At 60.5% G+C, this 24,224-nt stretch carries 20 protein-coding genes, 5 tRNA genes and 1 pseudogene; 20 read left to right on the top strand and 6 right to left on the bottom strand.

Going from position 1 to position 24,224, the window contains the following annotated elements; genetic code table 11:
- The 7 genes and pseudogenes from AAIS01_RS21755 to AAIS01_RS25740 all read left to right on the top strand — a co-directional run bounded on the left by AAIS01_RS21755 (window position 1) and on the right by AAIS01_RS25740 (window position 6,112).
- On the top strand, window positions 1-309 hold the full coding sequence (locus AAIS01_RS21755) for a PepSY domain-containing protein (RefSeq protein WP_431191939.1): 309 nt from the start codon (window positions 1-3) through the stop codon (window positions 307-309).
- A complete protein-coding gene (locus AAIS01_RS21750; protein WP_343470620.1) occupies window positions 309-620 on the top strand; it encodes a PepSY domain-containing protein in 312 nt (103 codons plus the stop codon). The genes AAIS01_RS21755 and AAIS01_RS21750 overlap by 1 nt, the downstream gene beginning before the upstream one ends.
- Window positions 620-1,288: a response regulator transcription factor gene (locus AAIS01_RS21745; RefSeq protein WP_343470619.1), complete on the top strand. Its 669-nt coding sequence runs from the start codon at window positions 620-622 to the stop codon at window positions 1,286-1,288. Before AAIS01_RS21750 ends, AAIS01_RS21745 begins: the two co-directional genes overlap by 1 nt.
- A complete protein-coding gene (locus AAIS01_RS21740; RefSeq protein WP_343470618.1) occupies window positions 1,285-2,598 on the top strand; it encodes an ATP-binding protein in 1,314 nt (437 codons plus the stop codon). Before AAIS01_RS21745 ends, AAIS01_RS21740 begins: the two co-directional genes overlap by 4 nt.
- Window positions 2,599-2,874: 276 nt before the next feature.
- Window positions 2,875-4,191: a Na+/H+ antiporter family protein gene (locus AAIS01_RS21735; RefSeq protein WP_343470667.1), complete on the top strand. Its 1,317-nt coding sequence runs from the start codon at window positions 2,875-2,877 to the stop codon at window positions 4,189-4,191.
- A 241-nt stretch (window positions 4,192-4,432) separates the two neighbouring features.
- Window positions 4,433-5,254, top strand: a pseudogene (locus AAIS01_RS25745) (cache domain-containing protein); the annotation flags it as partial.
- Between the two features lie 36 nt (window positions 5,255-5,290).
- Complete coding sequence (locus AAIS01_RS25740; protein WP_431191940.1) at window positions 5,291-6,112, top strand: methyl-accepting chemotaxis protein; 822 nt, start codon at window positions 5,291-5,293, stop codon at window positions 6,110-6,112.
- A 287-nt stretch (window positions 6,113-6,399) separates the two neighbouring features.
- On the opposite strand, the gene trhP is transcribed toward AAIS01_RS25740, so the two are convergent.
- Window positions 6,400-7,725, bottom strand: a complete 1,326-nt coding sequence (trhP, locus tag AAIS01_RS21725; protein WP_343470616.1) for a prephenate-dependent tRNA uridine(34) hydroxylase TrhP — start codon at window positions 7,723-7,725, stop codon at window positions 6,400-6,402.
- A gap of 147 nt (window positions 7,726-7,872) precedes the next feature.
- Here trhP and AAIS01_RS21720 point away from each other — a divergent pair, with 147 nt between their 5' ends.
- Entirely contained in the window at window positions 7,873-8,934 is a 1,062-nt protein-coding gene (locus AAIS01_RS21720) for an AI-2E family transporter (RefSeq protein ID WP_343470615.1), read from the top strand.
- On the opposite strand, the gene AAIS01_RS21715 is transcribed toward AAIS01_RS21720, so the two are convergent.
- The 3 genes from AAIS01_RS21715 to AAIS01_RS21705 all read right to left on the bottom strand — a co-directional run bounded on the left by AAIS01_RS21715 (window position 8,931) and on the right by AAIS01_RS21705 (window position 9,715).
- Window positions 8,931-9,113, bottom strand: coding sequence for a hypothetical protein (locus tag AAIS01_RS21715; protein WP_343470614.1), 183 nt, complete (start codon window positions 9,111-9,113; stop codon window positions 8,931-8,933). The two genes, AAIS01_RS21720 and AAIS01_RS21715, sit on opposite strands and share 4 nt — an antisense overlap.
- Window positions 9,114-9,202: 89 nt before the next feature.
- Window positions 9,203-9,397, bottom strand: coding sequence for a hypothetical protein (locus AAIS01_RS21710; protein ID WP_214914395.1), 195 nt, complete (start codon window positions 9,395-9,397; stop codon window positions 9,203-9,205).
- Window positions 9,398-9,639: 242 nt separating this feature from the next.
- Window positions 9,640-9,715 (bottom strand) — tRNA-Asn (locus AAIS01_RS21705).
- 234 nt (window positions 9,716-9,949) lie between these two features.
- Here AAIS01_RS21705 and AAIS01_RS21700 point away from each other — a divergent pair.
- Complete coding sequence (locus tag AAIS01_RS21700) at window positions 9,950-10,177, top strand: hypothetical protein (RefSeq protein WP_047229257.1); 228 nt, start codon at window positions 9,950-9,952, stop codon at window positions 10,175-10,177.
- A gap of 247 nt (window positions 10,178-10,424) precedes the next feature.
- Here the strand turns inward: AAIS01_RS21700 and AAIS01_RS21695 are convergent, their stop codons facing one another.
- The gene (locus AAIS01_RS21695) at window positions 10,425-11,621 is read right to left on the bottom strand and encodes an amino acid aminotransferase (protein WP_092400383.1); all 1,197 of its coding nucleotides are present in this window, start codon (window positions 11,619-11,621) and stop codon (window positions 10,425-10,427) included.
- 332 nt (window positions 11,622-11,953) lie between these two features.
- On the opposite strand from AAIS01_RS21695, the gene uvrB reads away from it, so the two are divergent.
- The 11 genes from uvrB to AAIS01_RS21640 all read left to right on the top strand — a co-directional run bounded on the left by uvrB (window position 11,954) and on the right by AAIS01_RS21640 (window position 20,685).
- Window positions 11,954-13,969 carry an excinuclease ABC subunit UvrB gene (gene uvrB / locus AAIS01_RS21690; RefSeq protein ID WP_092400385.1) on the top strand — a complete coding sequence of 672 codons (2,016 nt, stop codon included), beginning with the start codon at window positions 11,954-11,956 and terminating at the stop codon, window positions 13,967-13,969.
- A 229-nt stretch (window positions 13,970-14,198) separates the two neighbouring features.
- The gene (gene gltX, locus AAIS01_RS21685) at window positions 14,199-15,680 is read left to right on the top strand and encodes a glutamate--tRNA ligase (protein WP_343470612.1); all 1,482 of its coding nucleotides are present in this window, start codon (window positions 14,199-14,201) and stop codon (window positions 15,678-15,680) included.
- 248 nt (window positions 15,681-15,928) lie between these two features.
- Window positions 15,929-16,004 (top strand) — tRNA-Ala (locus tag AAIS01_RS21680).
- Window positions 16,005-16,083: 79 nt separating this feature from the next.
- A tRNA-Glu gene (locus tag AAIS01_RS21675) sits at window positions 16,084-16,159 on the top strand.
- A gap of 53 nt (window positions 16,160-16,212) precedes the next feature.
- Window positions 16,213-16,288, top strand: a tRNA-Ala gene (locus tag AAIS01_RS21670).
- A gap of 75 nt (window positions 16,289-16,363) precedes the next feature.
- Window positions 16,364-16,439 (top strand) — tRNA-Glu (locus AAIS01_RS21665).
- Between the two features lie 180 nt (window positions 16,440-16,619).
- Window positions 16,620-17,159, top strand: coding sequence for a TetR/AcrR family transcriptional regulator (locus AAIS01_RS21660; RefSeq protein ID WP_214914403.1), 540 nt, complete (start codon window positions 16,620-16,622; stop codon window positions 17,157-17,159).
- Between the two features lie 28 nt (window positions 17,160-17,187).
- Entirely contained in the window at window positions 17,188-18,021 is an 834-nt protein-coding gene (locus AAIS01_RS21655) for an alpha/beta fold hydrolase (protein WP_343470611.1), read from the top strand.
- Window positions 18,022-18,106: 85 nt separating this feature from the next.
- Window positions 18,107-18,556 (top strand): acyl-CoA thioesterase, encoded by a 450-nt coding sequence (locus AAIS01_RS21650; protein ID WP_047229251.1) that lies wholly within the window; start codon window positions 18,107-18,109, stop codon window positions 18,554-18,556.
- A 596-nt stretch (window positions 18,557-19,152) separates the two neighbouring features.
- Complete coding sequence (locus tag AAIS01_RS21645; protein WP_343470610.1) at window positions 19,153-20,112, top strand: tRNA dihydrouridine synthase; 960 nt, start codon at window positions 19,153-19,155, stop codon at window positions 20,110-20,112.
- 120 nt (window positions 20,113-20,232) lie between these two features.
- Window positions 20,233-20,685 carry an Hsp20 family protein gene (locus AAIS01_RS21640; RefSeq protein WP_003203872.1) on the top strand — a complete coding sequence of 151 codons (453 nt, stop codon included), beginning with the start codon at window positions 20,233-20,235 and terminating at the stop codon, window positions 20,683-20,685.
- A gap of 243 nt (window positions 20,686-20,928) precedes the next feature.
- On the opposite strand, the gene AAIS01_RS21635 is transcribed toward AAIS01_RS21640, so the two are convergent.
- Window positions 20,929-24,207 (bottom strand): EAL domain-containing protein, encoded by a 3,279-nt coding sequence (locus AAIS01_RS21635; RefSeq protein WP_343470608.1) that lies wholly within the window; start codon window positions 24,205-24,207, stop codon window positions 20,929-20,931.
- Window positions 24,208-24,224: the final 17 nt, after the last annotated feature.

Raw genomic sequence — 24,224 nt, 5'->3', positions numbered from 1 at the left:
GTGAACCGCCTGACTGCCTTTTTCATCGCGATTTCCATGATCCTCGGCGCCGGCCTGGCCCAGGCACGAGACCTTGATGCCGACGAAGCCCAAAAATTGCAGGACGCTGGTACCATTCAGTCCGTTGAAAAACTCAAGGCCGCTGCCTTGGCCCAGCACCCCGGCGCCACGTTGACCGATGTCGAGCTGGAGCAGGAGTACGGCAAGTACATCTTCCAGATAGACCTGCGCGATGCCAAGGGTATCGACTGGGACCTGGAATTGGATGCTGTGTCCGGCAAGGTGCTCAAGAATCATCAGGATCTGTAATGAAGCTTAATTTACGTCCCCGCAGCCGTTGGGCGCTGGCGCTGCTGGTGTTCTGTTCACTGGCCGTTGCCCGGGACCTGGACCAGGATGAGGCCCTGCATTTACGGCAGCAGGGCGTGATCCTGCCTCTGGAACATCTGCTGCAACAGGCGCTGGATCGCCACCCCGGCGCCAAGCTGCTGGAGGCCGAGCTGGAAGAAAAACACGGCGTCTATATTTACGAGGTCGAATTGCTGGCGACCGACGGCGTCGTCCGCGAGCTGGACCTGGAGGCCGCGACCGGCCGTTTACTCAAAGATAAGGAAGACTGATGCGCCTGCTTCTGGTGGAAGATCATGTTCCCCTGGCCGACGAAGTGATGGCCGGGCTGACGCGGCAGGGTTACGCCGTCGACTGGCTCGCCGATGGTCGCGACGCGGTTTATCAGGGCAGCAGCGAGCCTTATGACCTGATCATCCTCGATCTCGGTTTGCCCGGTGTGCCAGGGCTTGAAGTGTTGGCTCAATGGCGCGCAGACGGCCTGAGCACGCCTGTGCTGATCCTGACCGCCCGCGGTTCCTGGGCCGAACGCATCGAGGGCCTCAAGGCCGGGGCCGACGATTACCTGACCAAACCCTTTCACCCCGAAGAACTGCACCTGCGCATCCAGGCACTGCTGCGCCGCTCTCATGGTCAGGCCAACCAGCCGACGCTCCAGGCGGCCGGGCTGCATCTGGATGAAGGACGCCAGTGTGTGAGCCGTGACGGCGTGGAGATCCAACTGACCGCGGCCGAGTTTCGCCTGCTGCGCTACTTCATGCTTCATCCCGAGCAGATCCTTTCCAAGAGCCATCTCGCCGAACACCTGTATGACGGTGAAACCGAGCGCGATTCCAATGTGCTGGAAGTCCATGTCAATCACTTGCGGCGCAAGCTGGGCCGCAGCGTGATCGAAACCCGTCGCGGCCAGGGGTACCTGTTCGGCGGGCAGGCGCAGTGAGATCCATCCAGCGGCGCCTGAGCCTTGGCTTGATCGGTGTAATGGTGGTGGTCGGCCTGGTTCTGGCGCAGACCAGTCTGTGGCTGTTCGAACTGGGTTTGCAGCGGTATCTGGAGGCGGGGCTGCGCAACGACAGCGAAAACCTGCTGGTCGCCCTGGTGCGTGGCCCGCAAGGCCTGCAACTGGATGAGCGACGCTTGTCGCCGGCCTATCTGCGACCGTTTTCCGGGCACTATTTCCGCATTGATTTTGCCGATGTGCACTGGCGCTCCCGCTCTCTGTGGGACCAGGAGTTGCCTCGCCTTGACCATCCGGGGCTGCACAGCAACCTGAAATTGGGGCCTGACGGTCAGAAACTGCTGGTACTGCGCACCGACTATCGGCGTCTGGGCCAGGCGATCTCCATCAGCGTGGCCCAGGATTACACACCGGTGCGGGACAGTTTCCTGCGCATGCAGCAGATCGGTCTCGGTCTCGGGCTGGCGGGTCTGCTGCTGATTCTGTTGTTGCAACGCATCACGGTGCACCGCGCCTTGCGCCCGCTGGACAAAGCCCGGGAGCAGATCGCCCAGTTGCAGCGCGGGCAACGTTCGCAACTCGATGAACAGGTGCCCCGGGAACTGGAACCGCTGGTGGCGCAGATCAACCATTTGCTGGCCCATACCGAAGACAGCCTCAAACGTTCGCGCAATGCCCTGGGCAATCTGGGTCACGCTCTGAAAACCCCGCTGGCGGTGCTGCAAAGCCTGGCGTCGAATGAAAAACTCGATCCTTACCCCGAGCTGCGCAAGCTGTTGCTTGAACAACTGGAGCAGGTCCGCCAGCGCCTGAACCGCGAACTCAACCGCGCTCGATTGTCCGGCGACGCCTTGCCCGGCGCCCATCTTGACTGCGACGCGGAACTGCCGGCGCTGCTGGCCACGTTGAACATGATCCATGGTGAGCACTTGAGCTTGGCTTATGTCGCGCCGCCCGGCCTGCACCTGCCCTGGGATCGTGAAGACCTGCTGGAACTGTTGGGCAACCTGCTGGACAACGCCTGTAAATGGGCCGATGCGCAAGTGCGCCTGACCGTGACCGAGACGGCCGAGGGGTTCAGCCTGGCGGTGGAAGACGATGGTCCAGGCATTCCCGCAGACCGTCGCGACCAGGTCTTCAGCCGGGGCACGCGGCTCGATGAGCAGACCGACGGCCACGGCCTGGGGTTGGGCATCGTGCGGGACATCGTCGACACCTGGGGCGGGACGCTGGCGCTGGGCGACAGCGAATGGGGCGGGCTGAAGGTCACGATCGAACTGCCCAGACGCTGATGTGGAGTACCAGTCCCTGTGGGAGCGGGCTTGCTCGCGAATGCGGTGTGCCAGTCATGAATTTTTACCTGACGGACCGCATTCGCGAGCAAGCCCGCTCCCACACTGGTTTGGGTTGATCCAAAAAAGTCCGTTGACCGCGCCCATGTGGCGAATTCATGTATTGCAACCAACTTAAAACCCGCCGCATGCCCCTTGCAGCTTCTCGCCGCTTCCTGCAAAGTCGCGACCTTTTTGTCCGGTGGCTCTCCATCGCTGTGCTTTGAGGTAATGATGATAAATGCAGTAATTGCCGCGGTTGGCGTGATGCTGGTGCTCAGTCTGTCCCGCGTGCATGTGGTGATCGCGCTGATTATCGGCGCTCTGGTGGGCGGCCTGACGGGTGGCTTGGGCATCGACGCCACGCTCAAGGCGTTCAATGCCGGCCTCGGTGGCGGGGCAACGGTGGCGTTGTCCTACGCCTTGCTTGGCGCTTTCGCCGTAGCGATTGCCAAGTCCGGCATGGCCCACGCGTTGGCCGACAAAGCCCTGGCCATGGTGGATCGCCAGGATGTTGCCGGTGGCTCGGCGGTCAAATGGGTCCTGATCGGTCTGCTGGGAACGGTCGCGGTCGCCTCGCAGAATATTCTGCCGATCCATATCGCCTTTATCCCGCTGTTGGTGCCGCCGCTTCTTTATGTACTGACCAAGCTGCAGCTGGACCGCCGGTTGATTGCCTGCGTCATGACCTTTGGCCTGATCACGCCCTACATGTTCCTGCCGGTGGGCTTTGGCAACATCTTCCTCAACGAGATCCTGCTGGCCAACGTCGCCCGCAGCGGCGTGGACGTCAGTGACATCAACATCACCCACGCCATGGGCATTCCGGCGCTGGGCATGGTGTTTGGCTTGGCCATGGCGTTTTTCACGTATCGCAAAAAGCGCGTGTACGACCTGAAAAAAATTGCCAGGGCTGAGCAGGTCACCACACGCTACAACCCGTTGAGCCTGCTGGTGGCGGGGCTGGCGATCGCGGCGGCGTTCGTGATTCAGCTACTGCTGGATTCGATGATCATCGGTGCCCTGGCCGGGTTCCTGATTTTCTCGGTCTCGGGGGTGGTGCGCTGGCGCGAAACCGACGACCTGTTCACCGAAGGCATGAAGATGATGGCGATGATCGGTTTCATCATGATCGCCGCCTCGGGTTTTGCCGAAGTGATGAAGGCGACGGGTGAAGTCCAGAGCCTGGTGGAAACCTCGGCGGCCTGGATCGGCCATAACAAGGGCATCGGTGCCCTGTTGATGTTGCTGGTGGGGTTGCTGGTGACCATGGGCATCGGCTCGTCGTTCTCCACGGTACCGATCCTGGCGACGATATTTGTGCCGCTGTGCCTGCAGTTGGGTTTCAGCCCGCTGGCGATCGTCTGCATCGTCGGCACCGCCGGAGCCTTGGGCGATGCCGGCTCGCCCGCTTCGGACTCGACCCTGGGCCCGACTTCCGGCCTGAACATCGATGGTCAGCATCACCACATCTGGGACACCGTGGTCCCGACCTTCATCCATTACAACCTGCCGTTGCTGGTGTTTGGCTGGGTGGCGGCGATGGTGTTGTAATCAAGGACGCAGTCGCCCCTTTCGCGAGCAAGCCCGCTCCCACAATGGCTCAGCGGTGAACACAGAAAATGTGAGCATCAGCGATCCATTGTGGGAGCGGGCTTGCTCGCGAAGAGGCTCTTTAACCCAGCGACTCTGCTGCTGACCACTCGCCCGAGCCCGTTCACCTTGTCCTACAGTTTTCCCACGTCGTGCCGTTAACACAGTTAACCACGCCATAAAACCGACAAGAGTGACCAGTATGCGCCTGAGCCTGAAGGCTAAAGTTCTGTCCTTGGCAATACTGCCTGTATTGCTGTCCGCCGTTATCATCAGCCTGACCACGGCCTTTATTCTGAAGGAACAGGCCAGTAAAGAGGTCCAGCAAACCCGTGAACGCTTGCTCAGCGACGCCAAGGCCACGCTGCAGAATTACGTAGCGGTGGGGCTGACGGCCATCAAGCCGCTATACGATGCGTCGGCGCCCGGGGACAACGCCGCGCGGGCCGAGGCGATCAAGCTGCTGTCGAACGTCGCCTACGGCAAGGACGGCTATTTCTTCGGTTACGACTCCGAAACGGTTCGCCTCTTCAAGGCCAACAGCCCCGACGGTGTGGGCAAAAACTTCAAGGACAACCGCGATCCAAACGGTGTTTATGTCAACCGTGACCTGGTGAAAGTCGCCAAGGACGGGACCCACTATCTGGAATACAGCTCCCCACTGCCCAACAGCAAGGAACTGGTGCCTAAGCTCGGTTACACCGAATACCTGCCCAAGTGGGACATGGCGGTCGGCAGCTCGGTCAACCTGGACGGCATCGAAGCCCAGGTCGCACTGGTGGAAGCCAAGGTTCAAGAACGTTTGCAAGGCGTTCTGCTGAGCATTGTGGGTATTGCTGTCGTGGTATTGCTGTTGATTGCGGTGGTGGGCATGTTGCTGGCCAATGCCATCCTGCGGCCGCTGCACCTGATGAAAGACAACCTCGATGATATCGCGGCGGGCGAGGGTGACCTGACCCGCCGCCTGGCGATCACCAGTCAGGACGAACTCGGCCAACTGGCCGGCTCGTTCAACCGTTTTGTCGACAAGATCCACGGTCTGGTCCGGCAGATCACCGAAATGACCTCGCAACTGACTGGGCTGGTGGCGCAAGTTTCCGAACAGGCACAGCGCTCCGAGCAGGCCATGGAACGTCAGCGTCACGAAACCGACCAGGTTGCCACGGCGATCAACGAAATGTCTTCGGCGGCCCAGGAAGTGGCTCGCAGTGCCCAGGGTGCTGCCGTTGCTGCTCAGCAGACCGACGAAGAGGGTCAGTCCGCCAAGCGTGTAGTAGCCGGCAGCATCCAGCAGATTCATGCACTGGTGAACGATATTCGCAGCAGCGGCGTGTCCCTGGACAGCTTGCAGCAGGACGTGGCTTCGATTGTCAGCGTGCTGGGAGTGATTCGCTCGATCGCCGAGCAGACCAACCTGTTGGCACTGAACGCCGCCATCGAGGCCGCTCGTGCCGGGGAAGCGGGTCGCGGTTTTGCCGTGGTGGCTGATGAAGTCCGGGCCCTGGCCAGCCGGACCCAGCAAAGTACCCAGGAAATCCAGGGCATGATTGATCGCCTGCAATCGGGCACCCACGCGGCGGTGGAAGCGATGCGTCGCTCCAGCGAAGCGGGCGAAGGCACGTCGGTGCAGGCCAACGAGGCCGGGGCGTCCCTGGACACCATGGCGCAGTTGATCGGCACCATCAACTCGATGAACGCCCAGATTGCCAGCGCCGCTGAAGAGCAGACCGCCGTGGCCGAGGAAATCAACCGCAGCGTGCACCAGATCGCCGTGGCGGTGGACAGTGTCGCCGACGAAACCCAACTCGGCGCCCAGACCTCCCGCAGCCTGGCCGATCTGGGTCAGCGCCTGGGCAAATTGGTGGGGCAGTTCCGGATCTGACGTTCAGGAGCTGCCGAAGGCTGCGATCTTTTGCTCTCGATCCAGATGTTTTCACCTGGGCAACCGGGTCTTATCGAGAAAGAAGGATCGCAGCCTTCGGCAGTTCCTGCCGAGGGCTGAAAGCCTGTTAGTTCGCAAACCCTGCATTGACCGCGAAATCTCTGTGGGAGCGGGCTTGCTCGCGAATGCAGTGTGTCAGGCGTGAATGTATTGGCTGACACACCGCATTCGCGAGCAAGCCCGCTCCCACATGTATTGGGTGGTGTCTGATTATTTGACCCTGTCCCTTACGCCTGGCGCACATCACGCATCAATAACCCAAACCGCAAATCCACCGCATCCGGAATCGGCACGTACACCACATGCCCGTCTCCCGGTGCCACGTCGATGCCCTGGCCGTTGACGTTCTGCAACTGATGCAGATCGAAGTGAAAGTTACCCTTGGGCGTCATCAATTCCATGTGATCGCCCAGGCCAAAGCGGTTCTTGACCCGGACTTCGGCCAGACGCTCGCGCCGCTGGCCGGTCAGTTCGCCGACGAACTGCTGGCGCTCCGACACCGAACTGCCGCTCTGGTAGTTTTGGTACTCATCATGCACATGCCGGCGTAGGAAACCCTCGGTGTAGCCGCGCTGGGCCAGGGATTCGAGATCGGTCATCAGGCTGCGGTCAAACTCCCGGCCGGCCACGGCATCGTCGATTGCCCGACGATACACCTGGGTGGTGCGGGCGCAATAAAAGTGCGACTTGGTCCGGCCTTCGATCTTCAAGGAGTGCACGCCCATGCGGGCAAGCCGTTCCACGTGTTGCACGGCCCGCAGATCCTTGGCGTTCATGATGTAGGTGCCGTGCTCGTCCTCGAAGGCCGGCATCGATTCTTCCGGGCGGTTCGCTTCCTGAAGCAGGAACACCTGGTCGGTGGGCGCGCCGAGGCCCAGGGTCGGTTCGGCTGGCCAGGTTTGCACGATATCGCCGACGACGTTTTCCTGCGCCGGTTGCGCCGAATACTTCCAGCGACAGGCGTTGGTGCAACTGCCCTGGTTGGCGTCGCGCCGGTTCAGGTAGCCCGACAGCAGGCAGCGCCCGGAATAGGCCATGCACAGAGCCCCGTGGACGAACACCTCCAGCTCCATGGCCGGCACCTGCTCACGGATTTCAGCGATTTCCTCCAGGGACAACTCTCGGGACAGGATGATGCGGCTCAAGCCCTGTTGTTGCCAGAACTCGACGCTTGCCCAGTTCACCGTGTTGGCCTGCACCGACAGATGAATCGGCATCTGTGGGAAATGTCGGCGCACCAGCATGATCAGCCCGGGGTCGGACATGATCAGTGCGTCCGGCGCCATGGCAATCACAGGTTCCAGGTCTTTGAGGAAGGTACGCAGCTTGGCGTTGTGGGGCGCGATGTTCACCACCACATAAAAGCGCTTGCCCATGGCCTGGGCTTCGCCAATGCCCAAGGCCAGGTTGGCGTGGTCGAACTCGTTGTTACGCACACGCAGGCTGTAGCGCGGTTGGCCGGCGTACACCGCGTCGGCGCCGTAGGCGAAGGCATAGCGCATGTTTTTCAGGGTGCCGGCGGGGGCGAGCAGTTCGGGAGCAGCGAAGGGCATGGTGGCGTCGGATCGCAAAAAGTGGTGAGGGTACGCCACGATCGGTCAAGCGCAATTGACCTGGATCAACTCAAGCGTGCAAAGGCGAAGGCACTCCGGCGAATCCTGGCTGACTAACGTTTATTGCGCCAAGGATATGGAAAACAAATGAACCGAAAGAGCCTGCAAGACAAATCCCAGATGCTGATGTTGATTCTGGTCACCATCGCTTTCATCTGGATCCTCCTGCCGTTTTACGGCGCGGTATTCTGGGCAGTGATCCTGGGGATCGTCTTTGCGCCGATGCAGCGCCGCCTGCAATTGAAACTCGGCTGGCAGCGCAACCTCACTTCGCTGCTCACTCTGAGTATCTGCGTGGTGATTGCGATCTTGCCGGTGATCGTCATCAGCACGTTGCTGGTCCAGGAAGGAGCGGCGCTCTACAAGAGCCTGGAAAGCGGGGAGTTGGACATCGCCGATTATTTGGCCCGCTTCCGTGATGCCTTGCCGCCCTACTTCCAGAACCTGCTCGACCGTTTCGGCCTGGGTAACCTGGACGGACTGAGAGAGAGGATCGTCAAAGGTGCGATGCAAGGCAGCGAGTTTTTCGCCACCCAGGCCTTCAGCTTCGGCCAGGGCACGTTTCAGTTCCTGGTGAGCTTCTTTGTCATGATTTATCTGTTGTTCTTCTTCCTGCGTGACGGCCCTGAGCTGGTGCGTAAGGTTCGTACCGCCGTTCCCTTGGCGGAGTACCAGAAACGTCGCCTGCAGTTGAAGTTCAATCGGGTGGTGCGCGCAACGGTAAAGGGCAACCTGCTGGTGGCCATTACCCAGGGGGCGCTGGGTGGGCTGATTTTCTGGGTCCTGGGGATTCCGACGGTATTGCTCTGGGGGGTGCTGATGGCTTTCCTGTCGCTGCTGCCGGCCGTGGGCGCGGGTCTTGTCTGGGCGCCGGTGGCCTTGTACTTCCTGCTGTCAGGGGCCATTTGGCAGGGTGTGGTGCTGACGCTGTTCGGGATATTCGTGATTGGTCTGGTGGACAATTTCCTGCGTCCGATCCTGGTGGGCAAGGATACGAAGATGCCGGACTACATGGTGCTGGTCTCGACGTTGGGCGGGCTGGCGATATTCGGCTTGAACGGATTCGTCATCGGCCCGCTGATTGCCGCGCTGTTCATGTCGTGTTGGGCGCTATTCGTCGAAAGCAAGCCGCGGGTGCGATTGCCCTAGGCTGTCAGCAGATAAGGGCCGATGCGTTGTGACAGGGCCTGGGCGGCGGGCAGTGACGTCAGCGGACCGCTGATGGTGATGCCGTCCTGCACCAGATACCAGCAGGCCAACAGACCACGCTCCCTGAGCGGGGCGGGTACGGCGCTGCCAATGACAGACATGATTTGAACCTTGGGCATGGGAACCTCCTTCAATCGATGGGGGTTACCTTACGACTCAGCAGGGGGGAGGAAAAATCAACTGCTTCAATAGTAGGAATCGATGCCGCTCAATCGACGACCAGATCGAGCATGTGCACCACTTCCTGCTCGTTGAGCAGGCCCTTGCGCACCAGGTTCTGCGTCAGCAGTGAAAGGAACTTGGCGCTGCGGTGGCCTTCCAGATGCTTGAGTTCAGTCAACGCGGTGTACACCTTGCTGGAGGTGCACAGGTCATTGTTGCGGTGAGGGTTTTGCGTGGGCATGCCTTCGTCCTTGTTGTTGTGGAGATGTTGTTGGCGGACAACGCCAGTTTGCGACGTCCTCATGACGCACATGTGACGGTCAAGTCTGGAAAATTCAAGCAGGATTCAGACCATGATGCCTGTTCGGGCCGGGCTGATTGTTCTGGCAGCGACATCGGCAGGTCTTTTCAATCATCAGCACTTTTTTTGCCCACAAAAAAGCCCCTGAATCTTTCAATTCAGGGGCTTGATTTGCTGCTGTCTGGCTCCACGACCTGGACTCGAACCAGGGACCCAGTGATTAACAGTCACTTGCTCTACCAACTGAGCTATCGCGGAATGACGCGTATGTTACTGATTGGAAAAGAGAAGTCAAGCTTCTCTTGCCGGCCGGCGCATTCCTCAGGTCCGTTGGCGATTAATCGGTGATTGGCGGTTACCGCAACGGCAGGAGAGGGCTACCATGGTCCCCCGGAAGTGGCTGCACGCGCTGCCGGCCATTCGCCAAGCAAAGGTTTGTGCCATGAATCATCTGTTACCGCTTCACACAGACAGCCACACCGAGGTGTGCCTATGAGCACCGCCCAGATCAGCTTGCCCAAGGGCGTGGGACCGCACGCCGAGAAACTCTACGATGCCATCACCCAGGCCAGCACCGCCGACGAACTGAACCGTGCCGGTGGCAAGGCCGAGGGGTTTGTCCTGGGGCTGGAAAGCACCAAGGCCATCAAGAGCCAGATTGCCGAGTCGTTGTATGTGATCTACGACGATGCCGCGAGTCAGCGGGCGACGGAGTTGTAGCCTCGACAATAGTGTTATGCCTGGCGCTTATGTGGCGAGGGGATTTATCCCCGCTGGGCTGCGTAGCAGCCCTGAAATCGTCTGGCGCGGTGGGGCAGGTTGATTGAGTCGATCTGCTTGGGGGCTGCTTCGCAGCCCAGCGGGGATAAATCCCCTCGCCACAGGTTAGGGGTATGCCTGACTGATAGGCATGCTCAAAAAAACGGGAAACCCAATGGCTTCCCGTTTTTCATCCGGCGCCGAAGGTTCAGATCACCTGAACAATGGCCTTGGTCACCGCATCGATGTTGTTCTGGTTCAGCGCGGCCACGCAGATGCGGCCGGTGTCCAGGGCATAGATGCCGAATTCATTGCGCAAGCGGGTCACTTGTTCAACGGTCAGGCCGGAGTAGGAAAACATCCCGCGCTGGCGTGCGACGAAGCTGAAATCCCGCTGCGGAGCGGCTTTAGCCAGCATGTCCACCATCTGGTTACGCATGCCGCGAATCCGCAGGCGCATTTCGGCCAGTTCCGCTTCCCACTGGGCCCGCAGTTCCGGGCTGTTGAGCACGGCCGCGACAATGCTGGCGCCGTGGGTCGGCGGGTTGGAGTAGTTGGTGCGGATCACACGCTTGACCTGGGACAGTACCCGGGCACTTTCCTCTTTCGACTCGCTGACGATCGACAGGGCGCCAACGCGCTCGCCGTACAGCGAGAACGATTTGGAGAACGAACTGGAGGCAAAGAAAGTCAGGCCCGACTCGGCGAACAGGCGCACAGCGGCGGCGTCTTCGTCGATCCCGTCGCCAAAGCCCTGATAAGCCATGTCCAAAAATGGAACGTGGTTCTTGGCTTTGACCACGGCCAGGACGTTTTTCCAGTCCTCGGGGCTCAGGTCCACGCCGGTGGGGTTATGGCAGCAAGCGTGCAGCACGACGATCGAGCGGTCGGGCAGGGCGTTGAGGTCTTCCAGCAGGCCGCTGCGGTTCACGTCATGGGTGGCGGCGTCGTAGTAGCGGTAGTTCTGCACCGGGAAACCGGCGGTTTCGAACAGCGCGCGGTGGTTTTCCCAGCTTGGATCGCTGATGGCCACGACAGCGTCAGGCAGCAGTTGCTTGAGGAAGTCGGCACCAATCTTCAGTGCGCCGGTGCCGCCCACGGCCTGGGTGGTGATGACGCGGCCGGAGGCGATCAATGGACTGTCTTTGCCGAACAACAAGGTCTGGACCGCCTGGTCGTAGGCCGCAATGCCGTCGATTGGCAGGTAACCACGGGAAACGTGTTGGGCCACGCGGATCGTCTCGGCTTCGACAACGGCGCGCAGAAGTGGAATACGCCCCTCCTCGTTGCAGTAAACACCCACGCCCAGATTGACCTTATTGGTACGGGTGTCGGCGTTGAATGCTTCGTTGAGGCCCAGGATGGGGTCGCGTGGTGCCAATTCGACAGCGGAAAACAGGCTCATTATTGCGCGGCTCTGAATGGAGTGTGAGGGGACGTGTAGCGCTCCAGCCGAATGCACTAGAGCGGTGCACAAACGGGGAGCTAGTATAGAGGCCATCACCGGGCGCGGCGACAGGCGATTCGGTTTTTAAGGCAAGTATTTTCGTTTTTTTTCGACCGTTAGTCCCCTGGCGGCGTCAAAGACTTCAAGGCGTGTAGGACGTTCGTCTTGAAAGCGAAGGCATTCACCTCCACATTGTACGAATCCCAGTTTTTTCCTCGGGCGACATCAGTCGTTTCGGTCTTTCTCGTTCCTGTTGGCTGGCCGACAGGGGTGAATCCAGAGGTTATGTCATGTCTGAATTCCAGCTAGTCACCCGATTCCAGCCCGCCGGCGACCAGCCCGAAGCCATTCGCCTGATGGTCGAAGGCATCGAGGCCGGGCTGGCGCACCAGACGCTGCTCGGTGTGACCGGCTCGGGCAAGACTTTCAGCATTGCCAACGTGATTGCCCAGGTGCAGCGCCCGACCCTGGTGCTGGCACCGAACAAGACCCTGGCGGCGCAGCTGTATGGCGAGTTCAAGGCGTTTTTCCCCAATAACGCGGTGGAGTACTTCGTCTCCTATTACGACTACTACCAACCCGAGGCCTACGTACCGTCCTCGGACACCTTCATCGAGAAGGATGCTTCGATCAATGATCACATCGAGCAGATGCGGCTCTCGGCCACCAAGGCATTGCTCGAACGCAAGGACGCGATCATCGTCACCACGGTGTCGTGCATCTACGGTCTGGGTAGCCCGGAAACGTACCTGAAGATGGTCTTGCACGTTGATCGCGGCGACAAGCTCGACCAGCGAGCCTTGCTGCGCCGCCTGGCGGACCTGCAATACACCCGCAACGACATGGATTTCGCCCGGGCAACGTTCCGGGTCCGTGGCGATGTGATCGACATCTACCCGGCCGAATCGGACCTGGAGGCGATCCGCATCGAGCTGTTCGATGACGAAGTGGAGAGTCTTTCGGCGTTCGATCCGCTGACCGGCGAGGTGATCCGCAAGCTGCCGCGCTTCACCTTCTACCCCAAGAGCCACTACGTGACGCCCCGGGAAACCCTGCTGGACGCTATCGAGGGGATCAAGGTTGAATTGCAGGAGCGCCTGGAATACTTGCGGTCGAACAACAAGCTGGTGGAAGCCCAGCGGCTGGAGCAGCGGACCCGTTTCGACCTGGAGATGATCCTGGAGCTGGGTTACTGCAACGGCATCGAAAACTACTCGCGCTACCTGTCGGGTCGCCCGGCGGGCGCGCCACCGCCTACGTTGTATGACTATCTGCCGGCCGATGCCTTGCTGGTGATCGACGAATCCCACGTCAGCGTGCCCCAGGTCGGCGCCATGTACAAAGGCGACCGCTCCCGCAAGGAAACCCTGGTGGAATACGGTTTCCGCCTGCCCTCGGCGCTGGATAACCGGCCGATGCGCTTTGATGAATGGGAAAGTGTGAGTCCGCAGACGATTTTCGTCTCCGCCACCCCAGGCAACTACGAGGCCGAGCATGCCGGCCGGGTGGTCGAACAGGTGGTGCGGCCCACCGGGCTGGTCGATCCACAGGTTGAGGTGCGCCCGGCGCTGACTCAGGTTGATGATCTGCTCTCGGAAATCTCCAAGCGTGTGGCAGTGGAGGAGCGGGTGCTGGTCACCACGCTGACCAAGCGCATGGCCGAAGACCTGACCGATTATCTCGCTGACCACGGTGTGCGGGTGCGCTACCTGCACTCGGACATCGACACGGTGGAGCGGGTCGAAATCATCCGTGACCTGCGTCTGGGCACGTTCGACGTGCTGGTGGGGATCAACCTGCTGCGCGAAGGCCTGGACATGCCGGAGGTGTCACTGGTGGCGATCCTGGACGCCGACAAGGAAGGTTTCCTGCGCTCCGAGCGTTCGCTGATCCAGACCATCGGTCGGGCGGCGCGTAACCTCAACGGTCGGGCGATTCTTTATGCCGATCGCATCACCGGTTCCATGGAGCGGGCCATCGGCGAGACCGAACGTCGTCGCGATAAACAGATTGCCTTCAACCTGGCCAACGGCATCACGCCCAAAGGGGTGTTCAAGGACGTCGCCGACATCATGGAAGGCGCCACCGTGCCCGGTTCGCGCAGCAAGAAGCGCAAGGGCATGGCCAAGGCCGCCGAAGAGAGCGCCCGTTACGAAGCCGAACTGCGCTCGCCGAGCGAAATCAGCAAGCGTATTCGCCAGTTGGAAGAGAAAATGTACCAACTGGCCCGGGACCTGGAGTTCGAAGCCGCGGCGCAGTTGCGTGACGAGATTGGCAAGCTGCGCGAGCGGTTGCTGACTGTCTGAAACTTGTAGGGGCTTCGAAGGCCTCTTCGCGAGCAAGCCCGCTCCCACAGTTGACCGAGTTGCTCAGGCTTTACGCGATCTACCGTGGGAGCGGGCTTGCTCGCGAATGGAGCGACTCGGTCTGACCGGTGCCACACAAATCCCCCTCTCACTGGAGCCCGCCCACCATCGCCTGTTACCATTCGCCCTCTGTTTCATCTTCGCTTTTATATTCTTTCCGAGACATGCCATGACCACCGTCCGCACCCGCATCGCGCCTTCGCCCACTGGCGATCCCCATGTCGGCACCGCTTACATCGCTTTGTTCAACTATTGCTTTGCCAAGCAGCACGGCGGTGAGTTCATCCTGCGGATCGAGGACACGGATCAGTTGCGTTCGACTCGCGAGTCCGAACAGCAGATTTTCGACGCCTTGCGCTGGCTGGGTATCGACTGGAGCGAAGGCCCGGACGTTGGCGGCCCGCACGGTCCGTACCGCCAGAGCGAGCGCGGCGATATCTACAAGCAATATTGCCAGCAACTGGTAGACATGGGTCACGCCTTCCCGTGCTTCTGCACCGCCGAAGAACTGGACCAGATGCGCGCCGAGCAGATGGCTCGCGGCGAAACCCCGCGTTACGACGGCCGCGCGCTGCTGTTGTCCAAGGAAGAAGTCGCCCGTCGCCTGGCCGCTGGCGAGCCCCATGTGATCCGCATGAAGGTGCCGACCGAAGGCGTCTGCGTGGTGCCGGACATGTTGCGTGGCGATGTCGAGATCCCGTGGGATCGCATGGACATGCAAGTGCTGATGAAGACCGATGGCCTGCCGACGTATTTCCTGGCGAACGTGGTCGACGATCACCTGATGGGCATCACCCACGTCCTGCGCGGTGAAGAGTGGCTGCCGTCGGCGCCGAAACTGATCCTGCTCTACGAATACTTCGGCTGGGAACAACCGCAGCTGTGCTACATGCCGTTGCTGCGTAACCCTGACAAGAGCAAATTGTCCAAGCGCAAGAACCCGACTTCGGTGACTTTCTATGAGCGCATGGGCTTCATGCCTGAGGCGATGCTCAACTACCTGGGGCGCATGGGCTGGTCGATGCCGGATGAGCGCGAGAAATTCTCGCTGCAGGAAATGGTCGAGCATTTCGACCTGTCGCGGGTGTCGTTGGGTGGCCCGATCTTCGATGTCGAGAAACTCTCGTGGCTCAATGGTCAGTGGTTGCGTGACCTGCCGGTAGAGGAGTTTGCTGCGCGAGTACAGCAGTGGGCATTCAACCCCGAGTACATGATGAAAATCGCTCCCCATGTGCAGGGCAGGGTGGAGACGTTCAGCCAGATTGCCCCACTGGCCGGCTTCTTCTTTGCTGGCGGCGTGACTCCGGATGCCAAGCTGTTCGAGTCCAAGAAACTTTCCGGTGATCAGGTGCGCCAGTTGATGCAATTGATCCTGTGGAAACTCGAAAGTCTGCGTCAGTGGGAAAAGGACAGCATCACCGCGACCATCCAGGCTGTGGTCGACTCGCTGGAGCTGAAACTGCGTGATGCCATGCCGTTGATGTTCGCCGCCATTACTGGCCAGGCCAGCTCGGTGTCGGTGCTCGATGCCATGGAGATCCTCGGCCCGGACCTGACCCGTTTCCGTCTGCGCCAGGCCATCGATCTGCTCGGTGGTGTGTCGAAGAAGGAGAACAAGGAGTGGGAAAAACTGCTGGGCGCGATTGCCTAATGGCCCCGTAGGAGCTGTCGAGCGAAGCGAGGCTGCGATCTTTTTATCATTGGCTTGAGATTCAGTTGGCTGGGGAAAGATCGCAGCCTCGCTTCGCTCGTCAGCGCCTACGAAACAGGCGAAGTCCCAGTTTTACGGGGGAAGGTGGTAAGTGATTGTTATCCCGGCAAAAAACTTTCAAATTTGTTGAAAATAAATTTGACAGCCCTCTGATACGCCCTTAAGATTCGCCCCGTCCTCAGCGATGAGGGGCTATAGCTCAGCTGGGAGAGCGCTTGCATGGCATGCAAGAGGTCGACGGTTCGATCCCGTCTAGCTCCACCAATTTACACTTCAAGACCTGGCCACACCGGCCTTGAAGCGATCAACACTCAGCGTTGATCAGTTGTATAGAAGGGTTTGCGTCCCCTTCGTCTAGTGGCCTAGGACACCGCCCTTTCACGGCGGTAACAGGGGTTCGAGTCCCCTAGGGGACGCCAGTTTTACAGAAGTGATGTTGCAAAATGTCGCTCCGCCGCGAGGCGAAAAATCCGGGGCTATAGCTCAGCTGGGAGAGCGCTTGCATGGCATGCAAGAGGTCGACGGTTCGATCCCGTCTAGCTCCACCAATTACAGGTTCAAGGTTTGGCAACAGCGGCCTTGAATCGATCAGTTCTCAGCGCTGATCACGTCAGAAGGTTTGTGTCCCCTTCGTCTAGTGGCCTAGGACACCGCCCTTTCACGGCGGTAACAGGGGTTCGAGTCCCCTAGGGGACGCCACGATTACCCGCTCTGCGGGATTTTATAAGGGTCATTCAATTCTTGAATGGCCCTTTTGTTTGTCTGGCGTTCGGCCAATCTTCAATTCCTTTAACGATGCTTCTGACCAGCGGTCAAAATTTCCGCTTGCGGAAAATTATTACATGGATAATATTTCAGTCGTAATATTTGGAGGTGGCGATGAGCGATAAAAAAGCACAGACCCGTGAACGCATTCTCAAGGCGGCCAGCGATGCGCTGATTCTGCGTGGCCCGGCGGAGCCGAGCGTGGGCGAAGTGATGGGCGCAGCCGGGCTGACGGTAGGCGGTTTTTACGCCCACTTCGAAAGCAAGGATGCCTTGATGCTGGAGGCGTTCAAGCAGTTGCTCAGTCGGCGTCGCCGCTTGATCGCCGACATGGATACCGAACTGACGGGTGAAGAGCGGCGTGCTTTGGTTGCGGCGTTCTATCTGTCGCGCAAGCACCGCGACTCCACCGAGCAGGCCTGTCCGATTCCGGCGTCAGTGGGTGAACTGGGTCGGCTGCCGGACGAGTTTCGTGCAGTGCTCAATGAGCACATAGAACTGTTGGTCGCCCAGTTGGCGGCCAGCCCGGAGGATGCCGACAAGGCCTTGGCCGACGTCGCCTTGATGGTTGGCGGCCTGGCCCTGGCGCGGGCGTTGGGCCCGGGCGACTTGTCGGACCGTTTGCTGCGCGCCGCCAAGTCGGCAGTGCGATGAGCTAAGGCGCAAGCCCTGGAGATGAGCGATGGACAGGTTGAGCTGGATTCGTGGCGTCAATGGCACGTTGGGCCGGGTGGCTCCGCGCCTGGTGGCGAAAAAAATGCGGGCACTGTTCATGCGTCCCCGAAACCTGCCGCTACGTGACTGGGAGTTGCCTTTACTGGCGACTTCCGAGCGTATCACCCTGCGCTTCGGTCTTTCGGCCCTGCGCTGGGGCAAAGGCCCGACTGTCTTGCTGATGCACGGTTGGGAAGGGCGGCCTACTCAGTTCGCGGCGCTGATCATGGCGCTGGTGGATGCCGGTTACACGGTGGTAGCGCTGGACGGTCCGGCCCATGGTCGTTCTCCTGGCCGCGAAGCGAATGTCTTGCTGTTTGCCAGGGCCATGCTCGAAGCGGCGGCGGAGTTGCCCCCGCTGCAAGCCGTGATCGGGCACTCCATGGGGGGCGCCAGTGCCATGCTCGCGGTTCAGTTGGGGTTGCGGACCGAGACTCTGGTCAGCATTGCAGCGCCTGCGCGTATTCTTGGCGTGCTGCGTGGGTTCGCCCGGATGATGGGGCTGCCGCCCCAGGCGCGATCGGCCTTCATTCGCCAAGTGGAAAACGATGTGGGCATGCCGGCTTCGAGGATGGATGTAGCCCATTACCAGCTGGACGTGCCCGGGCTGATTGTCCATGCCGAGGACGACACCTTCGTTTCGGTCAAGGAGTCGCAACTGATTCACGAAGCCTGGTTCGACAGCCGCTTGCTGCGCTTGCCGCAGGGCGGCCACCAGCGGGTGCTGGCCGATCCTCGCGTCATTGATGGTGTGTTATCACTGCTGGCCGGGCGCAGTCTGCAAGCGCGGCAATCGGCTTGATCCGGGGGAGCAAGGCTTGCCCGCGATGGCGGTCAAGCTCGGATCCGTTACACTGGCCCCCACCAAATTCGACCGGGAGAGGGGCATGGGCTGGGATCGGGCAACGCCGTTCATTATTGATCTTCAAGTAAATGCCGAAGACATCGACGGGCTGGGCCACGCCAACAACGCGGTGTACGTCACCTGGCTCGAGCGCTGTGCCTGGCGCCATTCCCAGCGCCTCGGGCTGGATCTGGTGGAGTATCGGCGGCTGGACCGGGCCATGGCGGTTGTGCGTCATGAGATCGATTACCTGGCGGCGGCCTACGAAGGTGACGAGCTGCAACTGGCTACCTGGATCGTCGACTGGGATCAGCGGTTGAAGATGAATCGGCATTTCCAGCTGATTCGCCCCAGCGACAACACCACGTTGCTGCGCGCCCAGACCACCTTTGTTTGCATCGAATTGTCCACTGGCAGGCCTAAGCGCATGCCGCCGGAGTTCATCGAGGGTTATGGTCCTGCGTTGATGACATCCGGCATCCTCATTGACTGACCCACCGCTTTCGCGAGCAAGCCCGCTCCCACAGGGATTGGCGGTGGACCCCGACTCTGTGAACGCCCCGGAGCCAGGGTGGGAGCGAGCTTGCTCGCGAAGGCGCTCCCACAGGGATTGGCGGTGGACCCCGACTCTGTGAACGCCCCGGAGCCAGGGTGGGAGCGAGCTTGCTCGCGAAGGCGATGGTAAATCCAACATCAATGCAAACTGACCCGCCGCCATCGCGAGCAAGCTCAGCTCCCACAGGGATTGGTGGTGGACTCCAATTCCGTGAACGCCCTGAAGCCAGGGTGGGAGCGGGCTTGCTCGCGAAGGCGATGGTAAATCCAACATCAATGCAAACTGACCCACCGCCATCGCGAGCAAGCTCAGCTCCCACAGGGATTGGCGGTGGACCCCCGACTCTGTGAACGCCCCGGAGCCAGGGTGGGAGCGAGCTTGCTCGCGATAGCGACGGTACATTCAGCATTTCCGCAAGCTGACCCACCGCCATCGCGAGCAAGCTCAGCTCCCACAGGGATTGGTGGGGAATTCCGATGTCATGGGCAAAATCCGGTAAACTGCCGCACGTTTTTCGTTGAGTGTGTTTTTCCATGCAAATTGCCCTGGCGCCCATGGAGGGGTTGGTTGACAACATCCTGCGGGACGTTCTGACCCGTGTTGGCGGTATCGACTGGTGCGTGACCGAGTTCATTCGCATCAATGACCGTCTGCTCACACCGGCCTATTTCCACAAGCTTGCCCCTGAGCTGCTGACCGGTGCCCGGACCGCTGCCGGCGTGCCGCTGCGGGTGCAATTGCTCGGTTCCGATCCGGTGTGCCTGGCGGAGAATGCCGCCTTGGCCTGCGAGCTGGGTTCGCAGGTTATCGACCTGAACTTCGGCTGCCCGGCCAAGACGGTGAACAAATCACGAGGCGGGGCGGTGTTGCTCAAGGAGCCGGAGCTGCTCAACGAAATTGTCGAGCACGTGCGCCGCGCGGTGCCCCGGCACATTCCCGTCACCGCCAAGATGCGCCTGGGTTTCGACAGCCCGGATGGGGCGCTGGTGTGTGCCACGGCATTGGCCGAAGGAGGAGCGGCGCATATTGTGGTGCATGCCCGGACCAAGACCGACGGCTATAAACCACCGGCCCACTGGGAGTGGATCCCGCGGGTTCAGGAAGTGGTCAAGGTGCCAGTGTTCGCCAACGGCGATATCTGGAGCGTAGAAGACTGGCGTCGGTGCCGCGAGATCAGCGGCGTGGAAGACATCATGCTTGGCCGCGGCCTCGTTTCCCGTCCTGATCTGGCCCGGCAGATCGCTGCGGCCAGGGCCGGGGAAGAGGTGATCGAGCTGTCCTGGGCCGAGTTACAACCCATGCTCCAGGACTTCTGGGTGCAGGTGGTCGAGCAATTGACCCCACGCCAGGCGCCCGGCCGATTGAAGCAGTGGCTGGCGATGCTGACCCGTAATTACCCCGAAGCGGTGGAACTGTTTACCGCCCTGCGCCGGGAAACCGACTTGGACGCGGTAAGCCATTTGCTCGGTGTGCAGCGCACCGAAGCGGCCTGAAAAAAATTTCAAAACAACCTCTTGAAAAGTTTTTGGCGGTCCCTAGATAGGGATTACGCGATGCCGAATTCGGGTCGCGGAGACAAAAAAACTTGCTGAACTTTTCAGGAGATTTGAATCATGAGTACTGCATTTTCTCTGGCCCCTCTGTTCCGTTCCTCGGTGGGCTTCGACCGTTTCAACGATCTGTTCGAAACCGCCTTGCGCAACGAACCGGGCAGCAGCTATCCACCCTATAACGTGGAAAAACATGGCGATGACGAGTATCGCATCGTGGTTGCCGCCGCCGGGTTCCAGGAAGAAGACCTGGACCTGCAAGTGGAAAAAGGTGTGCTGACCATCAGCGGCGGTAAGCGCGAGGCGAGCAACGACAGCGTGACCTACCTGCACCAGGGTATCGCCCAGCGTGCGTTCAAGCTGTCCTTCCGGTTGGCCGATCATATCGAGATCAAATCCGCCGGCCTGAGCAACGGTCTGTTGAGCATCGACCTGTTGCGAGTAATCCCGGAAGAGGCGAAAGCCAAGCGCATCCCCATCAACGGGGCGCAGCAACAACCCGCGCTGCAAAACTGATGCATCGCAACTGAAGAAGGGCGCCCAATGGCGCCCTTCTTCATTGGGGTATTACGGTGTGAAGATTCCATTGTGGCGAGGGGATTTATCCCCGTTGGGCTGCGAAGCGGCCCCAAAAACCAGCCGCCTCGGTATGTCAGGCGGGTCAGTGTCGTTCAATTTCTTTGGGGCTGCTGCGCAGCCCAACGGGGATAAATCCCCTCGCCACAGTGTCATTCCACAAGGGTTTGTTCCATAGCGCTATTACGGCAACAACCGCTCAAACCCCTCCAGCGGCAACGGCCGACTGTGAAGGTAGCCTTGATACAAATGGCAACCCAGCCCCTGCAGGAAGCTCAGTTGCTCCGGCGTCTCGACACCTTCGGCAATCACCTCCAGCTCAAGGCTACGGGCCATGGCAACGATGGCGCGGATGATTTCAGTATCGTTGGGGTCGCTGGTGGCGTCACGCACGAATGACTGATCGATTTTCAGGGTGTCCACCGGCAGGCGTTTGAGATAGGTCAGCGACGAATAACCGGTCCCGAAATCGTCCATGGCGAAGCTCACCCCCAATTTTTTCAGGCGACGCATCTTGGCGATGGTGTCATCCAGATTCTGGATCACGATGCCCTCGGTGATTTCCAGCTTGAGCATGGCGTTAGGCAGGCCATAGGTGGCGAGGCAGCTTTCGATGCGCTCGACGAAGTCGCTCTGGCGGAACTGCCGTGGGCTGATATTCACGCACAGGCTGAATTGCAGCGGATCGACCTTGCCCTTGGCGATCAGTTGTTTGAAGCCGTTGCAGGCCTCCTCGAGGATCCAGGTTCCGACTTCCAGGATCAGCCCGCTGTCCTCCAGCACTTTGATGAATTCATTCGGCGACTGGGCGCCCAATTCGGGGTGATGCCAGCGCACCAGCGTCTCGGCGCCGATGATGCGGTTGTCCCGGGCGTCGACCTGGGGTTGGAAATGCACGCTGAACTCGCCTCGGGCCAAGGCCTGGCGCAGGTCGGTCTCCATGCGCAGCCGTTCGCTGGCGGCTTTTTGCATGGTGGTATGGAACATCTGTGAAGTGTTGCGCCCCGAGTCCTTGGCGCGGTACAGCGCAATGTCGGCGCGCTTGAGCAGGTCGGTCGGGGTGGAGCCGTGGTCGGGGATCAGCGCCATGCCGATACTCGGCGTGACCTGCAACCGTTGGCCATCGAGAAACATCGGCTCCGACAGTAATTCGCGCAGGGTGTCGGCCAGGTTCTGGACCTGTTGGCTCACTGCGTTGCGGGTGCCTTCCAGGCCGCTGAGCAGCACCACGAATTCGTCGCCGCCCAGCCTCGCCACGGTGTCTTCCAGGCGCACGCTGGCTTCCAGGCGCGCTGTGATGATTTTCAGCACCGTGTCGCCCACCGGGTGACCCAGGGAGTCGTTGATGTGCTTGAAGTGGTCCAGGTCCAGAAACAGCAGGGCGCCCCTCAGGTTATGCCGCTTGAGCAAGGCGATCTGCTGGCTCAGCCGATCCATCAGCAAGGCGCGGTTGGGCAGGTTGGTCAGCGGATCGTGATAGGCCAGATGGCGGATCTGTGCTTCGGCATTGCGCAGCAGGCTCACGTCCCGGGCAGTCAGCAACAGGCAGGCTGTTTCATTGAGCATGATGGGTTCGACCGAGACCTCCACCGTGAGGATCTCTCCGCGTTTGTTGCGCCCGAGCATTTCCTGGTGGTGCACCCGGCCCTTGAGTTCCAGTTCGGTCAGCAGCGCCATGCGTTGTTTTTCTTCGGCCCAGATACCCACCTCGTAGACCGTGTGCCCGATCACTTCGTCGGCGCGGTAACCGGTCAGGCGGCAGAAGCCGTCATTGACTTCGAGGTAGCGACCGCTGTCGCGTTCGGTGATGGTGATGGCGTCAGGGCTGGAATGAAAAGCCTTGGCGAATTTCTCTTCGCTGGCCTTGAGGGCCGCTTCGGAGCGCTGTTGCTGGGAGATGTCCCGCAGGGTGGTGACGATGCAGGGCTGGTTGCCGACATTGATCTGACGACTGGAAATGACGCATGTCAGCGGCTGGCCGTTTTTATGGTGGACGACGACGGCCACGTTGTTCAGGGAGCGCTCGCGGATCACTCTTTCAATGCGTTGCAGGCTGCTCCCCGAGGCATCCCACAGGCCGATTTCGTCGGCGCTCAGGCCGATCACATCGGCGGCTGACCAGCCAAAGGTCTGGGTGAAGCTGGAGTTGATTTCAAGGAACCGGCCGCTGTCCTGATGAGTGACGCAGATCGGATCGGGGCTGACTTGAAACAGCGTGGCGAACTTCTCTTCCGATGCCGCCAGGCTCTGTTCGCGTTCCACCTGGTCAGTGATATCCAGCAAGGTGCCGGCCATGCGCAACGGGCTGCCATCGTCGTTACGATAGAGGCGTGCGCGGCTCTCCAGGTAGCGGGAGCTACCGTCCGGCATTTGTACGCGGTAGGTCAGTTGATAATTCCCCGCCGGACCTTCCCGCAGGCTGCGGTAGGCGTTGCGCATGTTGTTGCGTTCGTCATCGGGCACCCCTTCGAAAAAAGCATCGAACGACTCGTGGAACGGTTTGGGCTCCAGGCCATGCAACTGCGCCGCTCGGGCCGAGCCGTAGAGCATGCCGCTGGGAATATGCCAGTCCCAAGTGCCCAATTGCGCCGAGTCGAGGGCCAGATCGAGGCGTTCCTGGCTGTCCTTGAGGGCCTGTTCGGCGAGCTTGCGTTCGGTGGTGTCGAGGAAGGTGCTCAGCAGGTAGGGCTGACCTTCCAGCTCGACCTTCTGGGCGCTGAGCAGGCCGCTGTGGATCTGACCATTGCTGGCTTGCAGCTCCACCTCCAAACTCGCTATTTCGCCATTGGCCTTGAGAGTCTCCACCAGTTTTGTCCGTTGCCCAGGGTCGACCCATAGGCCCAGTTCCAGCGTCGTACGGCCGATGATGTCGTGCAGCGGCCAGCCAAACAGACTTTCGAAATACTGGTTGGCCTCGATGATCAGCCCGTCTTCCTGGCGGGTCAGCAGCACCATGTTCGGGCATAGATGAAAAAGTGTGGCAAAGCGTTTTTCCGAGCTGCGCAGTGCCTGCTCCCGTTCGCGCTGGTGGGTGATCTCCCGGATCACTCCGATCATTCGCGGGCGGCCGTGTTTGTCGGGTAATACGCTGCCGCTGATTTCCAGCCAGTGCAGGCTGCCGTCGGGCCAGACGATGCGGTGATGCATGGCCTGTTCCAGGGGAGCACCGGCCACGGCCGCATGAAAGGCGCGGATGGCCTTTGCTCGGTCTTGGGGGAGCAACAGGTCCAGATAGTCCACATCCGCCGGCAATGGCTGACGCGGATCGAAGCCGAACAGCGCCTGGGTGCCCCGTGACCAACTGATCTGCCCGGTATCAATGTCCCACGACCAGGCTCCCAGCCGCGCGCCGTTCAAGGCGGCCAGCAACTGCGGGGCGCTGTCCCAGCTTTGCTCGGACCGTTTCGGGTCTAGCGCCTGAATGCGCGGCAGGGGCGGGAATTGGTCAGCGGATCTGGGCATTATCTCGCGAGCCTTGG

It is taken from the genome of Pseudomonas halotolerans (assembly GCF_039581215.1).
Classification (GTDB): Bacteria; Pseudomonadota; Gammaproteobacteria; order Pseudomonadales; family Pseudomonadaceae; genus Aquipseudomonas; species Aquipseudomonas tehranensis.
Note: the sequence above shows the minus strand (reverse complement) of the source record. Positions and strands in the feature narration are given on the sequence as shown.

What these genes read in the sequence shown, in the direction of transcription:
- gltX (WP_343470612.1), top strand. Translation starts at nt 14,199, where the DNA reads ATGACCACCGTCCGCACCCGCATCGCGCCTTCGCCCACTGGCGATCCC.
- AAIS01_RS21720 (WP_343470615.1), top strand. Translation starts at nt 7,873, where the DNA reads ATGAACCGAAAGAGCCTGCAAGACAAATCCCAGATGCTGATGTTGATT.
- AAIS01_RS21700 (WP_047229257.1), top strand. Translation starts at nt 9,950, where the DNA reads ATGAGCACCGCCCAGATCAGCTTGCCCAAGGGCGTGGGACCGCACGCC.
- AAIS01_RS21650 (WP_047229251.1), top strand. Translation starts at nt 18,107, where the DNA reads ATGGGCTGGGATCGGGCAACGCCGTTCATTATTGATCTTCAAGTAAAT.
- AAIS01_RS21750 (WP_343470620.1), top strand. Translation starts at nt 309, where the DNA reads ATGAAGCTTAATTTACGTCCCCGCAGCCGTTGGGCGCTGGCGCTGCTG.
- uvrB (WP_092400385.1), top strand. Translation starts at nt 11,954, where the DNA reads ATGTCTGAATTCCAGCTAGTCACCCGATTCCAGCCCGCCGGCGACCAG.
- AAIS01_RS25740 (WP_431191940.1), top strand. Translation starts at nt 5,291, where the DNA reads ATGACCTCGCAACTGACTGGGCTGGTGGCGCAAGTTTCCGAACAGGCA.
- AAIS01_RS21655 (WP_343470611.1), top strand. Translation starts at nt 17,188, where the DNA reads ATGGACAGGTTGAGCTGGATTCGTGGCGTCAATGGCACGTTGGGCCGG.
- AAIS01_RS21710 (WP_214914395.1), bottom strand. Translation starts at nt 9,397, where the DNA reads ATGCCCACGCAAAACCCTCACCGCAACAATGACCTGTGCACCTCCAGC.
- AAIS01_RS21660 (WP_214914403.1), top strand. Translation starts at nt 16,620, where the DNA reads ATGAGCGATAAAAAAGCACAGACCCGTGAACGCATTCTCAAGGCGGCC.
- AAIS01_RS21695 (WP_092400383.1), bottom strand. Translation starts at nt 11,621, where the DNA reads ATGAGCCTGTTTTCCGCTGTCGAATTGGCACCACGCGACCCCATCCTG.
- AAIS01_RS21645 (WP_343470610.1), top strand. Translation starts at nt 19,153, where the DNA reads ATGCAAATTGCCCTGGCGCCCATGGAGGGGTTGGTTGACAACATCCTG.
- AAIS01_RS21715 (WP_343470614.1), bottom strand. Translation starts at nt 9,113, where the DNA reads ATGCCCAAGGTTCAAATCATGTCTGTCATTGGCAGCGCCGTACCCGCC.
- trhP (WP_343470616.1), bottom strand. Translation starts at nt 7,725, where the DNA reads ATGCCCTTCGCTGCTCCCGAACTGCTCGCCCCCGCCGGCACCCTGAAA.
- AAIS01_RS21635 (WP_343470608.1), bottom strand. Translation starts at nt 24,207, where the DNA reads ATGCCCAGATCCGCTGACCAATTCCCGCCCCTGCCGCGCATTCAGGCG.
- AAIS01_RS21640 (WP_003203872.1), top strand. Translation starts at nt 20,233, where the DNA reads ATGAGTACTGCATTTTCTCTGGCCCCTCTGTTCCGTTCCTCGGTGGGC.
- AAIS01_RS21745 (WP_343470619.1), top strand. Translation starts at nt 620, where the DNA reads ATGCGCCTGCTTCTGGTGGAAGATCATGTTCCCCTGGCCGACGAAGTG.